This window comes from Stenotrophomonas sp. PAMC25021, from assembly GCF_004795795.1.
GTDB lineage: Bacteria > Pseudomonadota > Gammaproteobacteria > Xanthomonadales > Xanthomonadaceae > Stenotrophomonas > Stenotrophomonas muris.
Genome location: NZ_CP039255.1, coordinates 4040925 through 4054688, shown reverse-complemented (window position 1 = coordinate 4054688; position 13764 = coordinate 4040925). Strand labels below are relative to the sequence as shown.

10 protein-coding genes and 1 pseudogene are annotated in these 13764 nt (G+C 69.2%); 3 read left to right on the top strand and 8 right to left on the bottom strand.

Features of this window, described 5'->3' with window-relative positions:
• Positions 1 to 8: 8 nt before the first annotated feature.
• The 3 genes from E5790_RS18755 to E5790_RS18745 are packed head-to-tail and all read left to right on the top strand — an operon-like array spanning position 9 to position 3281.
• Positions 9 to 2273, top strand: a complete 2265-nt coding sequence (locus E5790_RS18755) for a DUF802 domain-containing protein (protein ID WP_111205414.1) — start codon at positions 9 to 11, stop codon at positions 2271 to 2273.
• A complete protein-coding gene (locus tag E5790_RS18750) occupies positions 2270 to 2908 on the top strand; it encodes an OmpA family protein (RefSeq protein WP_005409939.1) in 639 nt (212 codons plus the stop codon). The genes E5790_RS18755 and E5790_RS18750 overlap by 4 nt, the downstream gene beginning before the upstream one ends.
• Positions 2898 to 3281, top strand: coding sequence for a DUF2894 domain-containing protein (locus E5790_RS18745; protein WP_111205413.1), 384 nt, complete (start codon positions 2898 to 2900; stop codon positions 3279 to 3281). Before E5790_RS18750 ends, E5790_RS18745 begins: the two co-directional genes overlap by 11 nt.
• Positions 3282 to 3566: 285 nt before the next feature.
• On the opposite strand, the pseudogene E5790_RS18740 reads toward E5790_RS18745, so the two are convergent.
• From E5790_RS18740 to E5790_RS18705, 8 genes and pseudogenes are all read right to left on the bottom strand, one after another.
• Positions 3567 to 4013, bottom strand: a pseudogene (locus tag E5790_RS18740) (transposase).
• A gap of 170 nt (positions 4014 to 4183) precedes the next feature.
• Complete coding sequence (locus E5790_RS18735) at positions 4184 to 4942, bottom strand: 2,3-dihydro-2,3-dihydroxybenzoate dehydrogenase (RefSeq protein ID WP_111205412.1); 759 nt, start codon at positions 4940 to 4942, stop codon at positions 4184 to 4186.
• On the bottom strand, positions 4933 to 8823 hold the full coding sequence (locus tag E5790_RS18730) for an enterobactin synthase subunit F (protein ID WP_136191782.1): 3891 nt from the start codon (positions 8821 to 8823) through the stop codon (positions 4933 to 4935). The genes E5790_RS18735 and E5790_RS18730 overlap by 10 nt, the downstream gene beginning before the upstream one ends.
• Complete coding sequence (locus tag E5790_RS18725; RefSeq protein WP_049439394.1) at positions 8820 to 9077, bottom strand: phosphopantetheine-binding protein; 258 nt, start codon at positions 9075 to 9077, stop codon at positions 8820 to 8822. The genes E5790_RS18730 and E5790_RS18725 overlap by 4 nt, the downstream gene beginning before the upstream one ends.
• A complete protein-coding gene (locus E5790_RS18720; protein ID WP_111205410.1) occupies positions 9077 to 9709 on the bottom strand; it encodes an isochorismatase family protein in 633 nt (210 codons plus the stop codon). The genes E5790_RS18725 and E5790_RS18720 overlap by 1 nt, the downstream gene beginning before the upstream one ends.
• On the bottom strand, positions 9709 to 11361 hold the full coding sequence (locus tag E5790_RS18715) for an AMP-binding protein (protein WP_014647420.1): 1653 nt from the start codon (positions 11359 to 11361) through the stop codon (positions 9709 to 9711). Before E5790_RS18715 ends, E5790_RS18720 begins: the two co-directional genes overlap by 1 nt.
• Entirely contained in the window at positions 11358 to 12551 is a 1194-nt protein-coding gene (locus E5790_RS18710) for an isochorismate synthase (protein WP_049439390.1), read from the bottom strand. The genes E5790_RS18715 and E5790_RS18710 overlap by 4 nt, the downstream gene beginning before the upstream one ends.
• A complete protein-coding gene (locus E5790_RS18705; RefSeq protein ID WP_049439387.1) occupies positions 12548 to 13744 on the bottom strand; it encodes an MFS transporter in 1197 nt (398 codons plus the stop codon). The genes E5790_RS18710 and E5790_RS18705 overlap by 4 nt, the downstream gene beginning before the upstream one ends.
• Positions 13745 to 13764: the final 20 nt, after the last annotated feature.

The window sequence follows — 13764 nt, the reverse complement described above, 5'->3', positions numbered from 1 at the left end:
GGAACACCATGTCCAGAACTGCTTTCCATGTCGTTGTTTTCCTTGTCGGCCTGCTGGCCGTGTGCTGGATCGGCATTGGCTACGTTTCGGTGCATCCGCTGGGTGCAGCGGTGGCGGCGATCATCGCGGCCTGCTACGTCGCCGGTGGCGTGGAGCTGTATCGCTACCGCCAGGCCAGCAACGGCCTGCGCAGCGCGCTGAACGACCTGTCCAGCGCGAAGGAAAGCCTCGCCGCCTGGCTGGAACGCGTGCCGCTGGGCCTGCGCAACGCCGTGCGCCTGCGCGTGGAAGGCGAGCGCACCGCCCTGCCCGCACCGGTGCTGACCCCATACCTGGTTGGCCTGCTGGTGCTGCTGGGCATGCTCGGCACCCTGCTGGGCATGATGGACACGCTGCGTGGCACCGGCCTGGCGCTGCAGAGTGCGACCGACATGGCCGCGATCCGCGGCTCGCTGGCCTCGCCGGTGCAGGGCCTGGCGGTGGCATTCGGTACCTCGATCGCCGGTGTGGCCAGCTCGGCCATGCTCGGCCTGCTGGCGGCATTGCTGCGTCGTGACCGCCTGCAGGCCGTGCAGCAGCTGGACCGCGCCATTGCCGGCGACCTGCATCCGTACTCGCAGGCCTGGCAGCGCGCCGAATCGCTGCGCCTGCTGCAGGCACAGTCTGCGGCGCTGCCGGCGCTGGTCGACCGCCTGCAGGCGATGACCAGCACTTTTGAACAGCACAGTGCGGCCGCCAATGAGCGCCTGCTGGCCGGCCAGGCCGAGTTCCTGACCCAGAGCCAGGCCCTGCAGGAACGCCTGGCCGTCTCGCTGCAGCAGTCGCTGCGCGAAGGTGCCGAAGCCAGCGCCGCCGCCATCGGTGGTGCGCTGCAGCCGATGGCCGAAACCACCCTGGCTGGCCTGGCCCATCACGGCGAAGCACTGCATGCCCGCGTCGAGCAGGCCGTGCAGCAGCAGCTGGCCGGCCTGAGCGAGGGTTTCGAGCGCAGCCGCGTCGCCACCGAGGCCAGCTGGGCCAAGGTGGTGAGCGAGCAGACCCAGGCACAACAGGCGCTGGTCAGTGATCTGCGCCAGCACCTGCAGGCCTTCAGCGATGGCCAGGGCACGCACGCCGAAGCATTGGTCGCGCGTATCGGCGAGCGCCTGCAGGCCGATGCCCGCGGCAATGCCGAGGCATGGCGCGCCGCCGCCGAACAGCAGCAGGCACTCAACAGCGCGCTGGTCGAACGCCAGCAGCAGGCGTTGCTGGCCTCCAGCGAGCATCTGGACGCGCGCGCGCAGGCGCTGCTACAGGCGCTGGAGCAGCACCACAGCACCAGCCAGGCGCTGCTGCAGGACCACGAACTGCAGCGTTCGCAGCAGTGGCAGGCCGCGCAGGCCGCTGCCGCGGCCGCGCACGCCGAACTGCAGGCTGGCCTGGACAGCCGCGAGCAGCAGCGCCAGGCGCGCTGGGACGCGATCAGCGCCGAGCTGCAGCAGGCCCACGCCGCGCTGCAGGCGCAGCTGCAGGCCGGCGACGAACAGCGCCTGCAGCGCTGGAGCGAAGCCTTGCAGCACGTTTCCAGCGACCTGGCCGAGCGCCTGCAGGCCAACGGCGAACACCTGGCTGCGCAGCAGCAGCAGGTCTGCGACACCCTGGCGGCCACCGCACAGCAGATCGGCGAGAACGGTCGCGCGCAGGCCAGCGCCACGCTGGCTGAAGTGTCTACCCTGCTGCAGACCGCCGCGGCCGCGCCCAAGGCTGCTGCCGACGTCATCAACGAGCTGCGCAGCACGCTGTCCGAGAGCCTGGTGCGTGACAACGCGATGCTGGAAGAGCGCGGCCGCCTGCTGGCCACCGTGCAGACCCTGCTGGATGCGATCAATCACGCTTCGCACGAGCAGCGCACCGCTGTGGACGCACTGGTCGGTGGCTCGGCCGAGCTGCTGGAGCGGGTTGGCAATCGCTTCACCGACCATATCGCCGCAGAGACCGGCAAGCTGGATGGCATTGCCGCAGCGCTCAACGGCAGCGCTGCCGAAGTGGGCCAGCTGGCCGGCACGTTCGGCGAAGCGGTCGCGCAGTTCGGCAGTGCCGCCACCGAGCTGTCCGGCCGCCTGGAACAGATCGGCTGCGCACTGGATGCCTCGCTGGCCCGCAGCGACGAGCAGCTGGCCTACTACGTAGCCCAGGCGCGCGAGGTGGTCGACCTCAGCCTGCTGTCGCAGAAGCAGGTGATGGAAGAACTGCAGCAGCTGGCCGCGCGCCGCGGCAAGGCCGGCAGCGCATGAGCGACGAGCTGGAGGTCGACGGCGGTTCGCATGCCCCGATCTGGGCAGCCTTCGGCGACCTGATGTCGGTGCTGCTGGGCGCGTTCGTGCTGATACTGGTCGGTGTGGTCGCCGTGCAGCTGGAGCTGTCGCAGCGACTGGACCAGGAAGTGAAACAGCGCCAGGCCGAAGCCAAGCGTCTGCAGACCCTGGAACAGGCGCTGGCGGGCCCGCTGGCGGCCGGTCGCGTGACGCTGGTGGATGGCCGCATCGGCATCAGCGGCAGCGTGCTGTTCGCGCTGAACTCCGACCAGCTGCAGCCGGAAGGCCAGGAGCTGCTGCGCAGCCTGGCCGCACCGCTGGCCGCCTACCTGGGCAGCCGCGAAGAGATCCTGATGGTCAGCGGCTTCACCGATGACGCGCCGGTACGCGAAGGCAACCGGCGTTTCGCCGACAACTGGGAGCTGTCGGCGCAGCGCTCGCTGACCGTGACCCGCACCCTGATCGCCGATGGCGTACCGGCGGACGCCGTGTTCGCCGCCGCGTTCGGCAGCGAGCAGCCGGTCAGTTCCAATGCCAATGAGGAAGGCCGCGCACGCAACCGTCGCGTAGAGATCGCGCCGATTCCCAAGCCCAAGGCCCCGGATGCCAAGTAAGTCGCCAGCGCTCGAAGGCCTGCGCGCACTGGTGCGCGACCTTGATGCAGGGTCGCGCTCGCTGCCGCATTACCCGCAGGTGCCGATGCTGCAGCAGGCGCAGCGCGAGTGGACGGAGCTGCGCAGCGAACTGCAGGTGCGCCGCTCCCTGCGCACCGAGGCCCCGGCTGACGGCGGCCCGCTGAACTCGGCGGTGCTGGTGCAGCGCATGCTGGACACGATGCAGGCCACCAGCCCCGGCTACCTGCGCCACTTCATCGACTACGTGGACACCTTGTCCTGGCTGCAGGCACTGCAGGATGGCGCCGCCAGCGGTGCGGATAGCGCAAAGCCGAAGCGCACGCGCAAGCCGCGCCAAACGCCGAAGGAGTAGCGCCGGCCGCTGGGCGGCAATTGATTGATGGCCGCAGGTCCATGGGGTTGCCGGCCAGCGGCCGGCACTACCATCGCGGGTGCTCTGTGCGCCGGCACACGATCTGCACTGCGCTTCGGTTCTGCCTTGGTACTGCCTGCCGCTGGCCGGCAATTGATTGATGGCCGCAGGTCCATGGGGTTGCCGGCCAACGGCCGGCACTACCATCGAGGGTGCTCTCTGCGCCGCAGCGCGATCTGCGCTGCGCTTCGGTTCTGCCGTGGTAGTGCCGGCCGCTGGCCGGCATCACACCCAGACCGACCACGCATGCGGATACTCGCCAATCTGCCCAGCAAGACCGGCGCGTACCGGATTCCCCCGGATGTATAGCGCTTGCCGCGCCATCGACTCCTCGGCCCTCACGGCATGATCGAAGTAGCCGGGCTGCCACACCGTACTTCAACGGCCCGCCAAGCGATTCAGGGCAAGCGCGCTCGACGATTTCATCCGGCGTGCGATGTCTGGAAGGTCAGCTGCGCGCAGCTCGAACATCCGGTGGACGTGATCCGGCATGACGACCCATGCGTGTGACCGTACGAGCCCGCGCTGTTCGATGTAATCGAACTGGTCGATCACACATGCTGCTGCAGCTTTGCTTTCAAAGAGGCGGCGGCGCTGATACGTGGTAGTTGTCAGAACGTAGACCTGGCCGATGATCGAGTGACGGCCCAGGCGGAGGCGATGGCTGCTCATGCCCCATGGTGGGTCGATCATTGCGCGTTGGCTGTCGGGCCATGCCTCGATGGAGGTTGGGAGATGTCTGAAGTTGAATGAGGTTGCCGGCCAGCGGCCGGCACTACCGGGGGCCGTAGGTTGCCGGCCAGCGGCCGGCACTACCATTGCCGGCAGGCGGCCGTCGGGGCTCAGCCGCGCAGGGTGGCGCCGCCGTCCACGTACAGGTCGCTCATCGCCACGTGCCCGGCCTGTTCCGAGAGCAGGAACATCACCGAGTGCGCGATGTCCTCGGGGGTGGCCAGCTTGCGCAGTGGAATGCCGGCCTTGTAGGTCTCCAGGTTGCCGGCGATCACCCGCTCGGCACCGTGCTCGTCCTGCCACATGCCGGTCTGCATCGGGGTCAACGTCGATCCCGGGGCGACGATGTTGCAGCGGATGCCCAACGGCGCCAGCTCCAGCCCGAGGCAGCGGGTGAACATGGTGGCGGCGGCCTTGGATGCCGCATAGGCGGCCATCCCGTGTCGCGGCACACCGGCCGCATTCGAGCTGACGGTAACCATCGCGCCCTGCCCGCGCGGCGACATCACCCGCGCCAGAGCACGCCCGACATGGAACACGCCGTCGGTGTTCACCGCGAACACCCGGCGCCAGTCGTCATCGCCGGTCTCGGTCACGCCGCCCACATGCAGCACACCGGCCACGCTGGCGGCCAACATGATCGGTCCGATGCTGGACTCGACCCGATCCACCAAGGCGTCGACGGCCGCACTGTCGGTCACGTCAAGAGCAAACGCCTGCACACGTGCATCCGCGAACATGGGTGCTTCGCGATCAGTCGCCACCACGATGCAACCGGCCGCGGCCAACAGCCGTACCAGTGCCTCACCGATGCCCCCGGCGGCACCGGTCACCAGCGCCACACGACCTTCAAAACCGGTCAATTGCATGTTGCGGTCTCCTGTTGCTCGTCCCAGTGGCGCAACCGCGCCGACAACCACGGTGCCAGCTGCGCCACCGCATCGCGGCCGGTCAGTTCGGCGTGCAGGAACGGCAGTTCCAGTGCCTGCACCTTGCGCGCGTGGCTCCGCCACAACGCCGACTGCAGCTGTGGCCGCGCCTGGTGATCCCGGCCAGCGCGGACGTGCACCAGCGTGCCCTCGAACGGCCGGTGGATATGTTCACGGATCAGCCGATTGGTACCGGTCACCGCGCGCACCACGCCGTCAAGCACCACATCCGGCAGGCTGCCCAGTGCACTCCCGCCGCGACGCAGGAACGCGAGTATGCGTTCCCGGCTGTCCAGTTCCGGATGCGCATCCGGGTCATGGCCGGCAATCGCCAGTAGTGCCCGCAGTGCGGCGACGGCGTCCGGTTCAGGCTCGGCCCGCCAGCACTCGCTGGGATAGGCGTCCAGCAGCACCAGCTCTCCAACGTCGCGGCCGATCTCATGCAGCCGCACCGCCATCGCCTGGGCCAGGATGCCGCCCACCGACCAGCCCAGCAGATGCACCGGCCCCTTCGGCTGCAGTGCGACCACGCGCTGTACGTAGTCGTTGGCCATCGCCTCGATGCTGCTCGGCAGTGGCAGCCGCGCGTCCAGTGCCGGCGACTGCAGGCCATACACCGGGCGGGCTGGTTGCAGTGCCCGGGCGAGCGTGCGGTAGTTCCAGGCGATGCCACCGGCCGGGTGCAGCACGAACAGCGGCGTGGGCCCGGCAGCGTCGGTTGCGGCCAGCGCGATCACCGGCCCCAGCGCGTGATCGGCCAGCGCGGGTGGCGCGGCAATACGAACCGCCAGCGCGGCCACGGTGGGCTGGGCAAACAAGGCGCCCAAACCCAGATCGCAGCGCCAGCGCTGCTCGATCGCCAGCAGCAGGTGCACCGCCGACAGCGAGTCACCGCCGAGACTGAAGAAGTCCGCATCCACCGCCACCGGCGCCTCACGCCCAAGCGCCTGTGCGAACAGCAACGCCAGCTCCTGTTCCAACGGCGTGCGCGGCGCCAAGCCGGCAACTTCACGTTGCGGTGGCTTCGGCAACGCATTGCGGTCGAGCTTGCCGTTGGCGGTCACCGGCCAGTGGTCCACACCAACGATGGCCGAGGGCACCATGTAGTCCGGCACACGCGTGGCGAGGTGGCTGCGCAGCATTACGGCATCGGCAAGCGCGGTCGGCACATAGGCCACCAGACGCGCTTCGCCGGGAGCATCCTGGCGTAGCAGCACTTCCACCCGCTCCATGCCCGGCAGTTCGCGCAAAGCCGCCTCGATCTCGCCCAGTTCGATGCGCAGGCCGCGCAGTTTCACCTGATGGTCGCTGCGGCCCAGGTACTCCACCGCACCATCGCGGCGCCAGCGCGCCACGTCGCCGGTGCGGTAGATGCGCTCGCCCGCCAGGAAAGGATCGGCAAGGAAGCGTTCGGCGGTCAGATCGTCGCGACCGAGATAGCCGCGTGCCAGCTGCACGCCGCCCAGGTACAGGTCACCGGCCACACCGACCGGCACCGGCTGCATCCGGGCGTCCAGCACGTACAGGCGGGTGTTCCAGACCGGGAAGCCGATCGGCACCGGCCGCGAGCAATCCTGCGCTGACGCCGGCCAATAGCTGACATCTACTGCGGCCTCGGTCGGGCCGTACAGGTTGTGCAGTTCTGCGCGCACGCGCGCATGGAAGCGGTCGCGCAACGCAGCGTCCAGCGCCTCGCCACTGGTGAATACGCGGCGCAGCTGCAAACCTTCGGAGGCCGGCGCAGCGAGGAAGGCGTCGAGCATCGACGGCACGAAATGCGCGGTGGTGATGCCATGGCCCCGGATCAAGCGCGCCAGTTCAGTGGGATCGCGATGCGCATCGGGCCTGGCAACCACCAGCGTTGCCCCGCACAGCAGCGGCAGGAAGAATTCCCAGACCGAGACATCGAAGGTGGCCGGGGTCTTCTGCAGCACGCGGTCATCGGCGCCGATGTCGTAGTGCTCGCGCATCCACAGCAGGCGATTGACGATCGCGCGGTGTTCGACGACCACGCCCTTGGGCTCGCCGGTCGAACCGGAGGTATAGATCACATAGGCGGCATCGCTGGGCGCAGGATCCGCCCATGGCGCCGCAAAACTCAGCGCGGTCCACTGCTCCGGCGCGAGCACCGGCACACCGGCCATGCGCACCGATACGTCTGGCGCAGCCAGTACGCACACCGGCTGCGCCGACGCAAGAATACGTGCCAACCGCTCGTCAGGATGGGCAAGGTCCAGCGGAAGATAGGCCGCGCCTGCGCGCAGCACCGCGACCAGCGCGAGCACCAGTTCCAGCGAGCGCGGCAATGCCACCGCGACTACGCTGCCCGGGCCGACGCCCATCCCGCGCAGTTGTGCGGCAAGCGCGAAACTGCGCGCTTCCAGCGTTGCATAGTCGAGCGTAGTGTCGCCGAACACCAGCGCCGGCGCGTGCGGATCCCGATCCATGCCCTGCTGCAGCAGTTCAACCAGGGTAGTCTCGGGAAGCGCGTGCGCGGTGGCATTGAAACCGTGCAGCACCTGCTGCGCCTCCTCAAGCGTCGCCAAAGGCACGGCTGCGATATCGTCAGCCTGCAATGCTGCCGACACGAAATGCAGCAACCGCGCTGCATGCGCCTCGACATCCTCGCGACTGTACAGCGCGGGATTGGCCTCGATCTCCAGATCGAGAAGGTGCTGGCCATCGCCACGGAAGCCCAGTGTCAGATCATCCACCGGCCCGGTGCACAGCACCTCCAGCGTCGCCTGCACGCCGGCCAGCGCCAGCGGCTTGTAGAACGGCTGCACATTCACCAGCGGACCGTGCAGGCGCTGCTGCGCGCCGACCAGCCCCAGGTCCCGGCGCAGCTGCTCACTGCGGTAACGGCCGCGCTTGCGACCCTGGCTGAGCTGCCGGCCCAGGCCGCGGGTGAAGGCCTCGACGCTGCCCTCGCCGGCCGCTACGCGCAGCGGCAACACGTTCATCGCCATCGCCGGCACCCGCGCCGACGCGTTGCCGAGCCGGCCCATGTAGGGCACGCCCAGCACCACTTCATCGGCGGCGCTCATCCGCCGCAGGTACTCGCCCGCCAGCGCGGCCAGCACATCCGGCCAGGGCTGCAGCCAACGTGCCGAGGCCTGCAGCAGCTGCTCACGGAAGGCCGCATCGAGCGGCTGCACCCAGCGCAGCGCATCGTCGCTGGCCGCCACGGTACCCGCCAGGCCCACGCCCGCCAGCGCCCCCTGCAACTGCTCGCGCCACCAGCGCCCGGCCTGCGCACGACGCGGGTCGGCACGATAGGCGGCGTCATCCGCCAGCACGCCCGCCAGCCCTGGCAGCGGTTCAGCCATGCGACCGGCATGCAACGCGCACACGCGATCGGTGAACAGCGCCATGCCGTAGCCATCGGCGGCCAGATGATGCACGCGCAGGTACCAGACCCAGCGCTGCCCGCCCAGGTCAAACAACACCTGCTGACTGATCCGGTCACGGGTGGGATCGACCGGGCTCAGACGGTCGGTGTGCATCAGGTTGCGTGCCGCAGCGGCGGGATCCGCCGCGGTGGAAACATCGCGCACCGAAAGCAGCGGCACGTGTGCCGGGTCATGCCACTGCAGCGGCTGGCCATCGGCCCCTTCGGCAAAGCGCAATGCGAAGGCCTGGGCCTCGCCTGCAGCCTGGTCTGCCGCTGCAATGAACGCGGCCACGTCCAACGGGCCGTCGATCCACACCGCGTGCGCGGTATTGAATGACGGATTGTCCGGTGCCAGCCGCTGTGCGAACCACAGTCCGGCCTGGGCCTCGGTCAATGCCACCGGTGTGGCCAGCGCAGCGGCGTTCATGCGTTCTGCGCGGCCTGCAGTTGCTGCACCACAGCCCACCACTGGCGCAGCGTGGTGTGCTCGGCCAGCTGTGAGAACTCCAGCGGCAATCCGGTGTTGCCCCAGGCCAGGACCAGGCCGAGCATGCGCATCGAGTCCAGGTCCAGGTCGATCAGGTTGTCGTCGTCGCCGATCTCTGCTGGCTCGCACTCCAGAACGCGCGCCACGTCGGCACGCATGCGCTCCAGATCCAGCACCTCACCCGTGGCAGCCATCACAGCACCTCCAGCAGCTGGTCGGTGGTCATCGGCACCCCGCTGGTGCGCGCAATCCAGTGCAGCGCCTGATCATGATCGGCGCGCGAGAAGTCCGCCACGGCATCGGCGGCGATGAAGGCCTCGATATCACGCTGGAACGCTTCGACCACGGTCGCGGTGCAGCCGATATGCGCGTACACGCCGGTCACCAGCAACTGGTCGCGGCCACGCACCCGCATCAGCGTCTCCAGGTTGCTGCGCTGGAACGCGCTGTAGCGGTGCTTCACCAGCACGTGCTCGCCAGGCTGCGGTGCCAGTGCCTCGATGATTGGTTCATGGTCGGTGCTGCGACGCATGCCTGGTCCCCACAGGTCGGCCTGCAGGCCACGGTCACGGCGGTCCTGGTCGCCATGCTGGGCGGTGTAGAACACCGGAATGCCGTGCGCGCGGCAATGCGCCAGCAGCCGTGCGATGTTGTCCACTGCCGGCCGCAGCGGTGCGTTGCCGGCGTCGAATGCGGCCAGGAAATAGCGCTGCATGTCGTGCACCAGCAGCGCGACACGATCGCGCTGCGGGCGCCACGGGCCGCGCGCCTGCGGCAGTTCGGCGGCAGTCGGCAAGGGGTAATCGGTGATACGGGGCAGCGCCATCAGCGCGTTCCTCCTGTCTGTTGCAGATGACGCGCACGCAGCTGCGCGCGCAGTTCGCGGCGGCTGATCTTGCCGACCGCGGTGGTATCGAAACTGTCGACGAACACGACCTGGTCGGGCACCTTGAACGCGGCCAGGCCGCGCCCGCGCATCCAGGCCTTCAGTGCCGGGGCCTTGATCGGCTCACCCTGCTGGATCACGAACGCGCAGCTGCGCTCACCGAGATACTCGTCAGGAATGGAGACCACGGCGGCGTCGAACACGCCGGGGTGGGCCAGAAGGTGATCTTCGATCTCCTCGGCGGAGATTTTCTCGCCCGCCCGGTTGATGTGGTCACCGGCACGGCCCTGCACCACCAGGTAGCCTCCGGGCAGCTGCTGCACGCGGTCGCCGGTGCGGTAGAAGCCGTCGTCGGTGAACGAACGCGCATTGGCCACCGCATCGTTGTGGTAGCCACGGATGGTGTAAGGGCCGCGGGTCAGCAGATGCCCTACCTCGCCTTCCGGCACCGGCTGGTCATGGTCATCGACCACGCGCACCTCGTCGTCCGGGCTGATCGGCCGGCCCTGGCAGGCTACGATCAGTTCTTCCGGATCATCCAGCCGTGTGTAGTTCACCAGGCCTTCGGCCATGCCGAACACCTGCTGCAGGGTGCAGCCCAGGCCGTCAATCACCCGCCGTGCGGCTTCCGGCACCAGTTTGGCCCCGCCTACCTGCAGTACCTGCAGGCTGGACAGGTCGTGCTTGCTGGTGGCGGCGGCCTGTGCCCACAACAGCGCCAGCGGCGGCACCAGCCCACAGCAGGTCACTTGCTCGCGCGCGATCAGCGGGAAGGCCGCGTCCGGCCCCGGACCGGGGCTGAGCACCACGCGGGCACCGGCATACAGCGCGCCGAAGAAACCGGGCGAGCTCATGGGAAAGTTGTGCGCGGCCGGCAGCGCGACCAGATACACGCTGTCGCGGTCGATGCCGCAGAGGTCATTGCTGGCACGGAACGAGTAGATGTAGTCGTCGTGGGTGCGTGGAATCAGCTTGGACAGCCCGGTGCTGCCGCCGGAGATCTGCAGGAACGCCACCGACTGCGGGTCCGGGTCGGCCGGCAGCTGGTTGCGGTCTCCCTGCAGCGCCTCGAGCGCGGTGAACTCTGCTGCATCGCCATCGATGACCACGTGGCGCAGCGCCGGCACCTCGGCCTGCAGCGCCCGCGCCAGCCCGCGATGATCAAAGCCATCGTGCAGGTCGGCAGTGATGTAGGCACTGGCTTCGGCCTTGTTGGCGAAGTGCACCAGCTCGGTGATGCGGTGCGCCGGCAGCGCGTACACCGGCACCAGGCCGGCGCGGAACAGCCCGCATACGGTTGCGATGAACCCGGCGGTGTTGCCCAGCTGTACCAGCACCCGCTCACCGGGTTGCAGGCCGAGTGCCAGCAGCCCGGCACCGATGCGACCGGCCTCGTGCCACAGCTGCGCGTAGCTCAGGCGCACATCGCCAGCGACCACGGCGATGTCATCAGCGTAGCGTTCCGCACGCTCACGCAGGAACGCCGGGAAGGTCTCGCCGCGCCAGTAGCCCGCCTCGCGATAGCGCGCCACCAGCGCATCGGGCCATGCCTGCTGCAGTGGCAGGCGGGAAGAAACAGTGGGCGTGTTCATGGAGCAGGCTCGATGACGGGCGCGGCGTCGTGGACGCCCAACGCGTTCAACAGGGCGGCAAACTTCGCCGCGGTTTCGGCGACCTCGGCCTCGGGCTGCGACTGGGCAACGATGCCGGCGCCGGCGTACAGGCGCAGCTGCGTGCCCTGCAGGCGTGCGCAGCGGATCGCCACATACCAGTCACCATCCCCTTGCGCATCCAGCCAGCCGACCGCACCGGCATAGAATCCACGCGGCACCGGCTCAAGCTCGCGGATACGCTGCAGTGCCGCCAGCCGGGGTGTACCGCAGACCGCCGGCGTTGGATGCAACTGCGCCAGCAGCTCGACCGCCGATGTCTTCGGATCCTTCAGGGTGGCGTGGATGCGGGTGCCGAGATGCCACATGCTGGCGGTGGCATGCAGCACCGGGCGCGGCTGCGCATCGATGTGGCTGCAGTACGGCGCCAGGCCCTCGATGATGGCCTCGACCACGTGGCGGTGCTCGTCATGGTCCTTGTTCGAAGCCAGCAGCGCCTGCGCGGCGCGCTCGTCCTCGGCGGCATCGGCACTGCGGCGCGCGGACCCGGCCAGCGGGTGCGACAACAGCTCGGCGCCACGCTTGCGCAGCAGCAGCTCCGGTGTTGCGCCGACCAGCCAGGCCGGTGCGTGCCCCGGTTCAACCGGAAGCGGCACCGCATAGGTCGCCACCGAGGGATCCGCGCCCAACCGCGCCAGCAGCACCTCTGGAGACAGCGCATGGCGGCTGTGCGCCAGCAGGCTGCGCGCCAGCACCACCTTGTGCAGGTCCTGGTCGGGCGCGCGCAGCGCCTTCACTGCCTCGGCAACCGCGGCTGCATAGTCCTGCGCTGCGGGCTCCGCCTGCAGCGGGCCCTGCAGCGCCGGCGCCGCCCGTGGTTGCAACGGCAGGGCCGGCAGCAGGCGCTCGGGCTGGTACAACGCGTCGTCGGCACGCGGTTCGAATGGCACCGCACCGACCAGCAGGCCCGGACCGCCACGCTGCTGGGCGAAGAAGGCCGCAACGCGCTCCGCCAGGGTTGCCAGCGCGCCACCCGGCAGCGCGAGGCGGCAACCGCGTGCGTGCACATGCTGGCCGGCATGCTGCAGCAGGAACAGCGACGCGTCGTCAGTGCTCTCCAGCGGCGCGGGCGCAGCCTCCGGCCACGCGCCCTGCATCAGGGAATCGTTCATGGGGTCTCCTTCATCCGATGCGCTGCAGCCAGCGCGCACAGCAACAGCAGCAGCGCGCCGACCAGCAGATATGGCAGGCTGGGCCCGCCGCGATACAACAGCGTGCCGAGCATCGGCCCGGCCACCATGCCCAGCCCCTGCGCGGCAGCGACCGTGCCCGCCGCGGCACCCTGCTCGTGCGCTTCCACCGCGTCGGCGGCCAGCGCCTGGAACGAGGGGAATACGAAGCCCATGCCGAACGCGGCCAGCGCGTATGCCGCCGGCAACTGCCAGCCCTGCTGCACGCCCGCCACCGAAGCAAAGCCAATGCCGGAAATCAGCGCGCCGAGGATGATCCAGCGGCGCGGATGCACCTCCAGCTTCATCACCAGCGCCTGCGCCAGGATCAGGCCGATGCCGACCGCGGTCAGCGCGATGCCGGCCATGCGTGCACCAGCGGCAGCATCCAGGCCCAGGCGATCAATCGCGAAAAAGCCCACCGTCACCTGCGCGATGGTCACCGAGACCATGGCGATGAGCGCCGCCAGCTGCGGCAGGCGCAGGCGCGGGTCGAGGCGGCTCATCGGCGCGCGGCGCTGTGCGGACGCGCCAACCACCGGCGGTGTAGCCGGCAGCCGCCAGGCCAGCAATGCCAGTGCCAGCAGCGGCAGCAACGCGGCCACGTACAGCGCCAGCGAAAGGTTGGTATAGGCAAGCCAGCCGGCAGCGGCCGGCCCGAGCACCATGCCCAGCGCATTGGCGCTGCCCAGTCGGGCGAGGAATTTCGCACGTTGGCCGGTCGGTGCCTTGTCGGCGATGAGCGCGGCTGCGGTGGGCGGCACCGCCGCGTAGAACAGGCCGATCAGGCCTCGCGCACCGACCAGCACCAGCACCGATACCAGTACCGGCGGCACCGCCTGCAGGGCAACGTCGATGAACACTGCCAGCGCGATGTAGACCACGGTGTAGGCGCTCATCGCCAGCATCAGCACGCGCTTGCGGCCGATGCGGTCGCTGAGCTGGCCCCATGGGCGAGCGGCCAGCATCCACAACGCGCCCGCGGCGGTGACCGACAGTCCGGCATGCCACTCGGACAGCCCGAGCATGCGGACCACCGGACCGATCACGGCGACGAAGGACATCATCGCCATGGTGCCGATCAGGGCGGCCACTACCAGCGCCGGCAAGCCGGGAACGACGGGACGTGCGTGCATGGAACACCAGCCGTAACAGG

Bases quoted from the DNA above. Each gene is read 5' to 3' on its own strand.
- E5790_RS18710 (WP_049439390.1), bottom strand. From the start codon at position 12,551: ATGAACGATTCCCTGATGCAGGGCGCGTGGCCGGAGGCTGCGCCCGCG.
- E5790_RS18725 (WP_049439394.1), bottom strand. From the start codon at position 9,077: ATGGCTGCCACGGGTGAGGTGCTGGATCTGGAGCGCATGCGTGCCGAC.
- E5790_RS18755 (WP_111205414.1), top strand. From the start codon at position 9: ATGTCCAGAACTGCTTTCCATGTCGTTGTTTTCCTTGTCGGCCTGCTG.
- E5790_RS18720 (WP_111205410.1), bottom strand. From the start codon at position 9,709: ATGGCGCTGCCCCGTATCACCGATTACCCCTTGCCGACTGCCGCCGAA.
- E5790_RS18745 (WP_111205413.1), top strand. From the start codon at position 2,898: ATGCCAAGTAAGTCGCCAGCGCTCGAAGGCCTGCGCGCACTGGTGCGC.
- E5790_RS18705 (WP_049439387.1), bottom strand. From the start codon at position 13,744: ATGCACGCACGTCCCGTCGTTCCCGGCTTGCCGGCGCTGGTAGTGGCC.
- E5790_RS18750 (WP_005409939.1), top strand. From the start codon at position 2,270: ATGAGCGACGAGCTGGAGGTCGACGGCGGTTCGCATGCCCCGATCTGG.
- E5790_RS18730 (WP_136191782.1), bottom strand. From the start codon at position 8,823: ATGAACGCCGCTGCGCTGGCCACACCGGTGGCATTGACCGAGGCCCAG.
- E5790_RS18735 (WP_111205412.1), bottom strand. From the start codon at position 4,942: ATGCAATTGACCGGTTTTGAAGGTCGTGTGGCGCTGGTGACCGGTGCC.
- E5790_RS18715 (WP_014647420.1), bottom strand. From the start codon at position 11,361: ATGAACACGCCCACTGTTTCTTCCCGCCTGCCACTGCAGCAGGCATGG.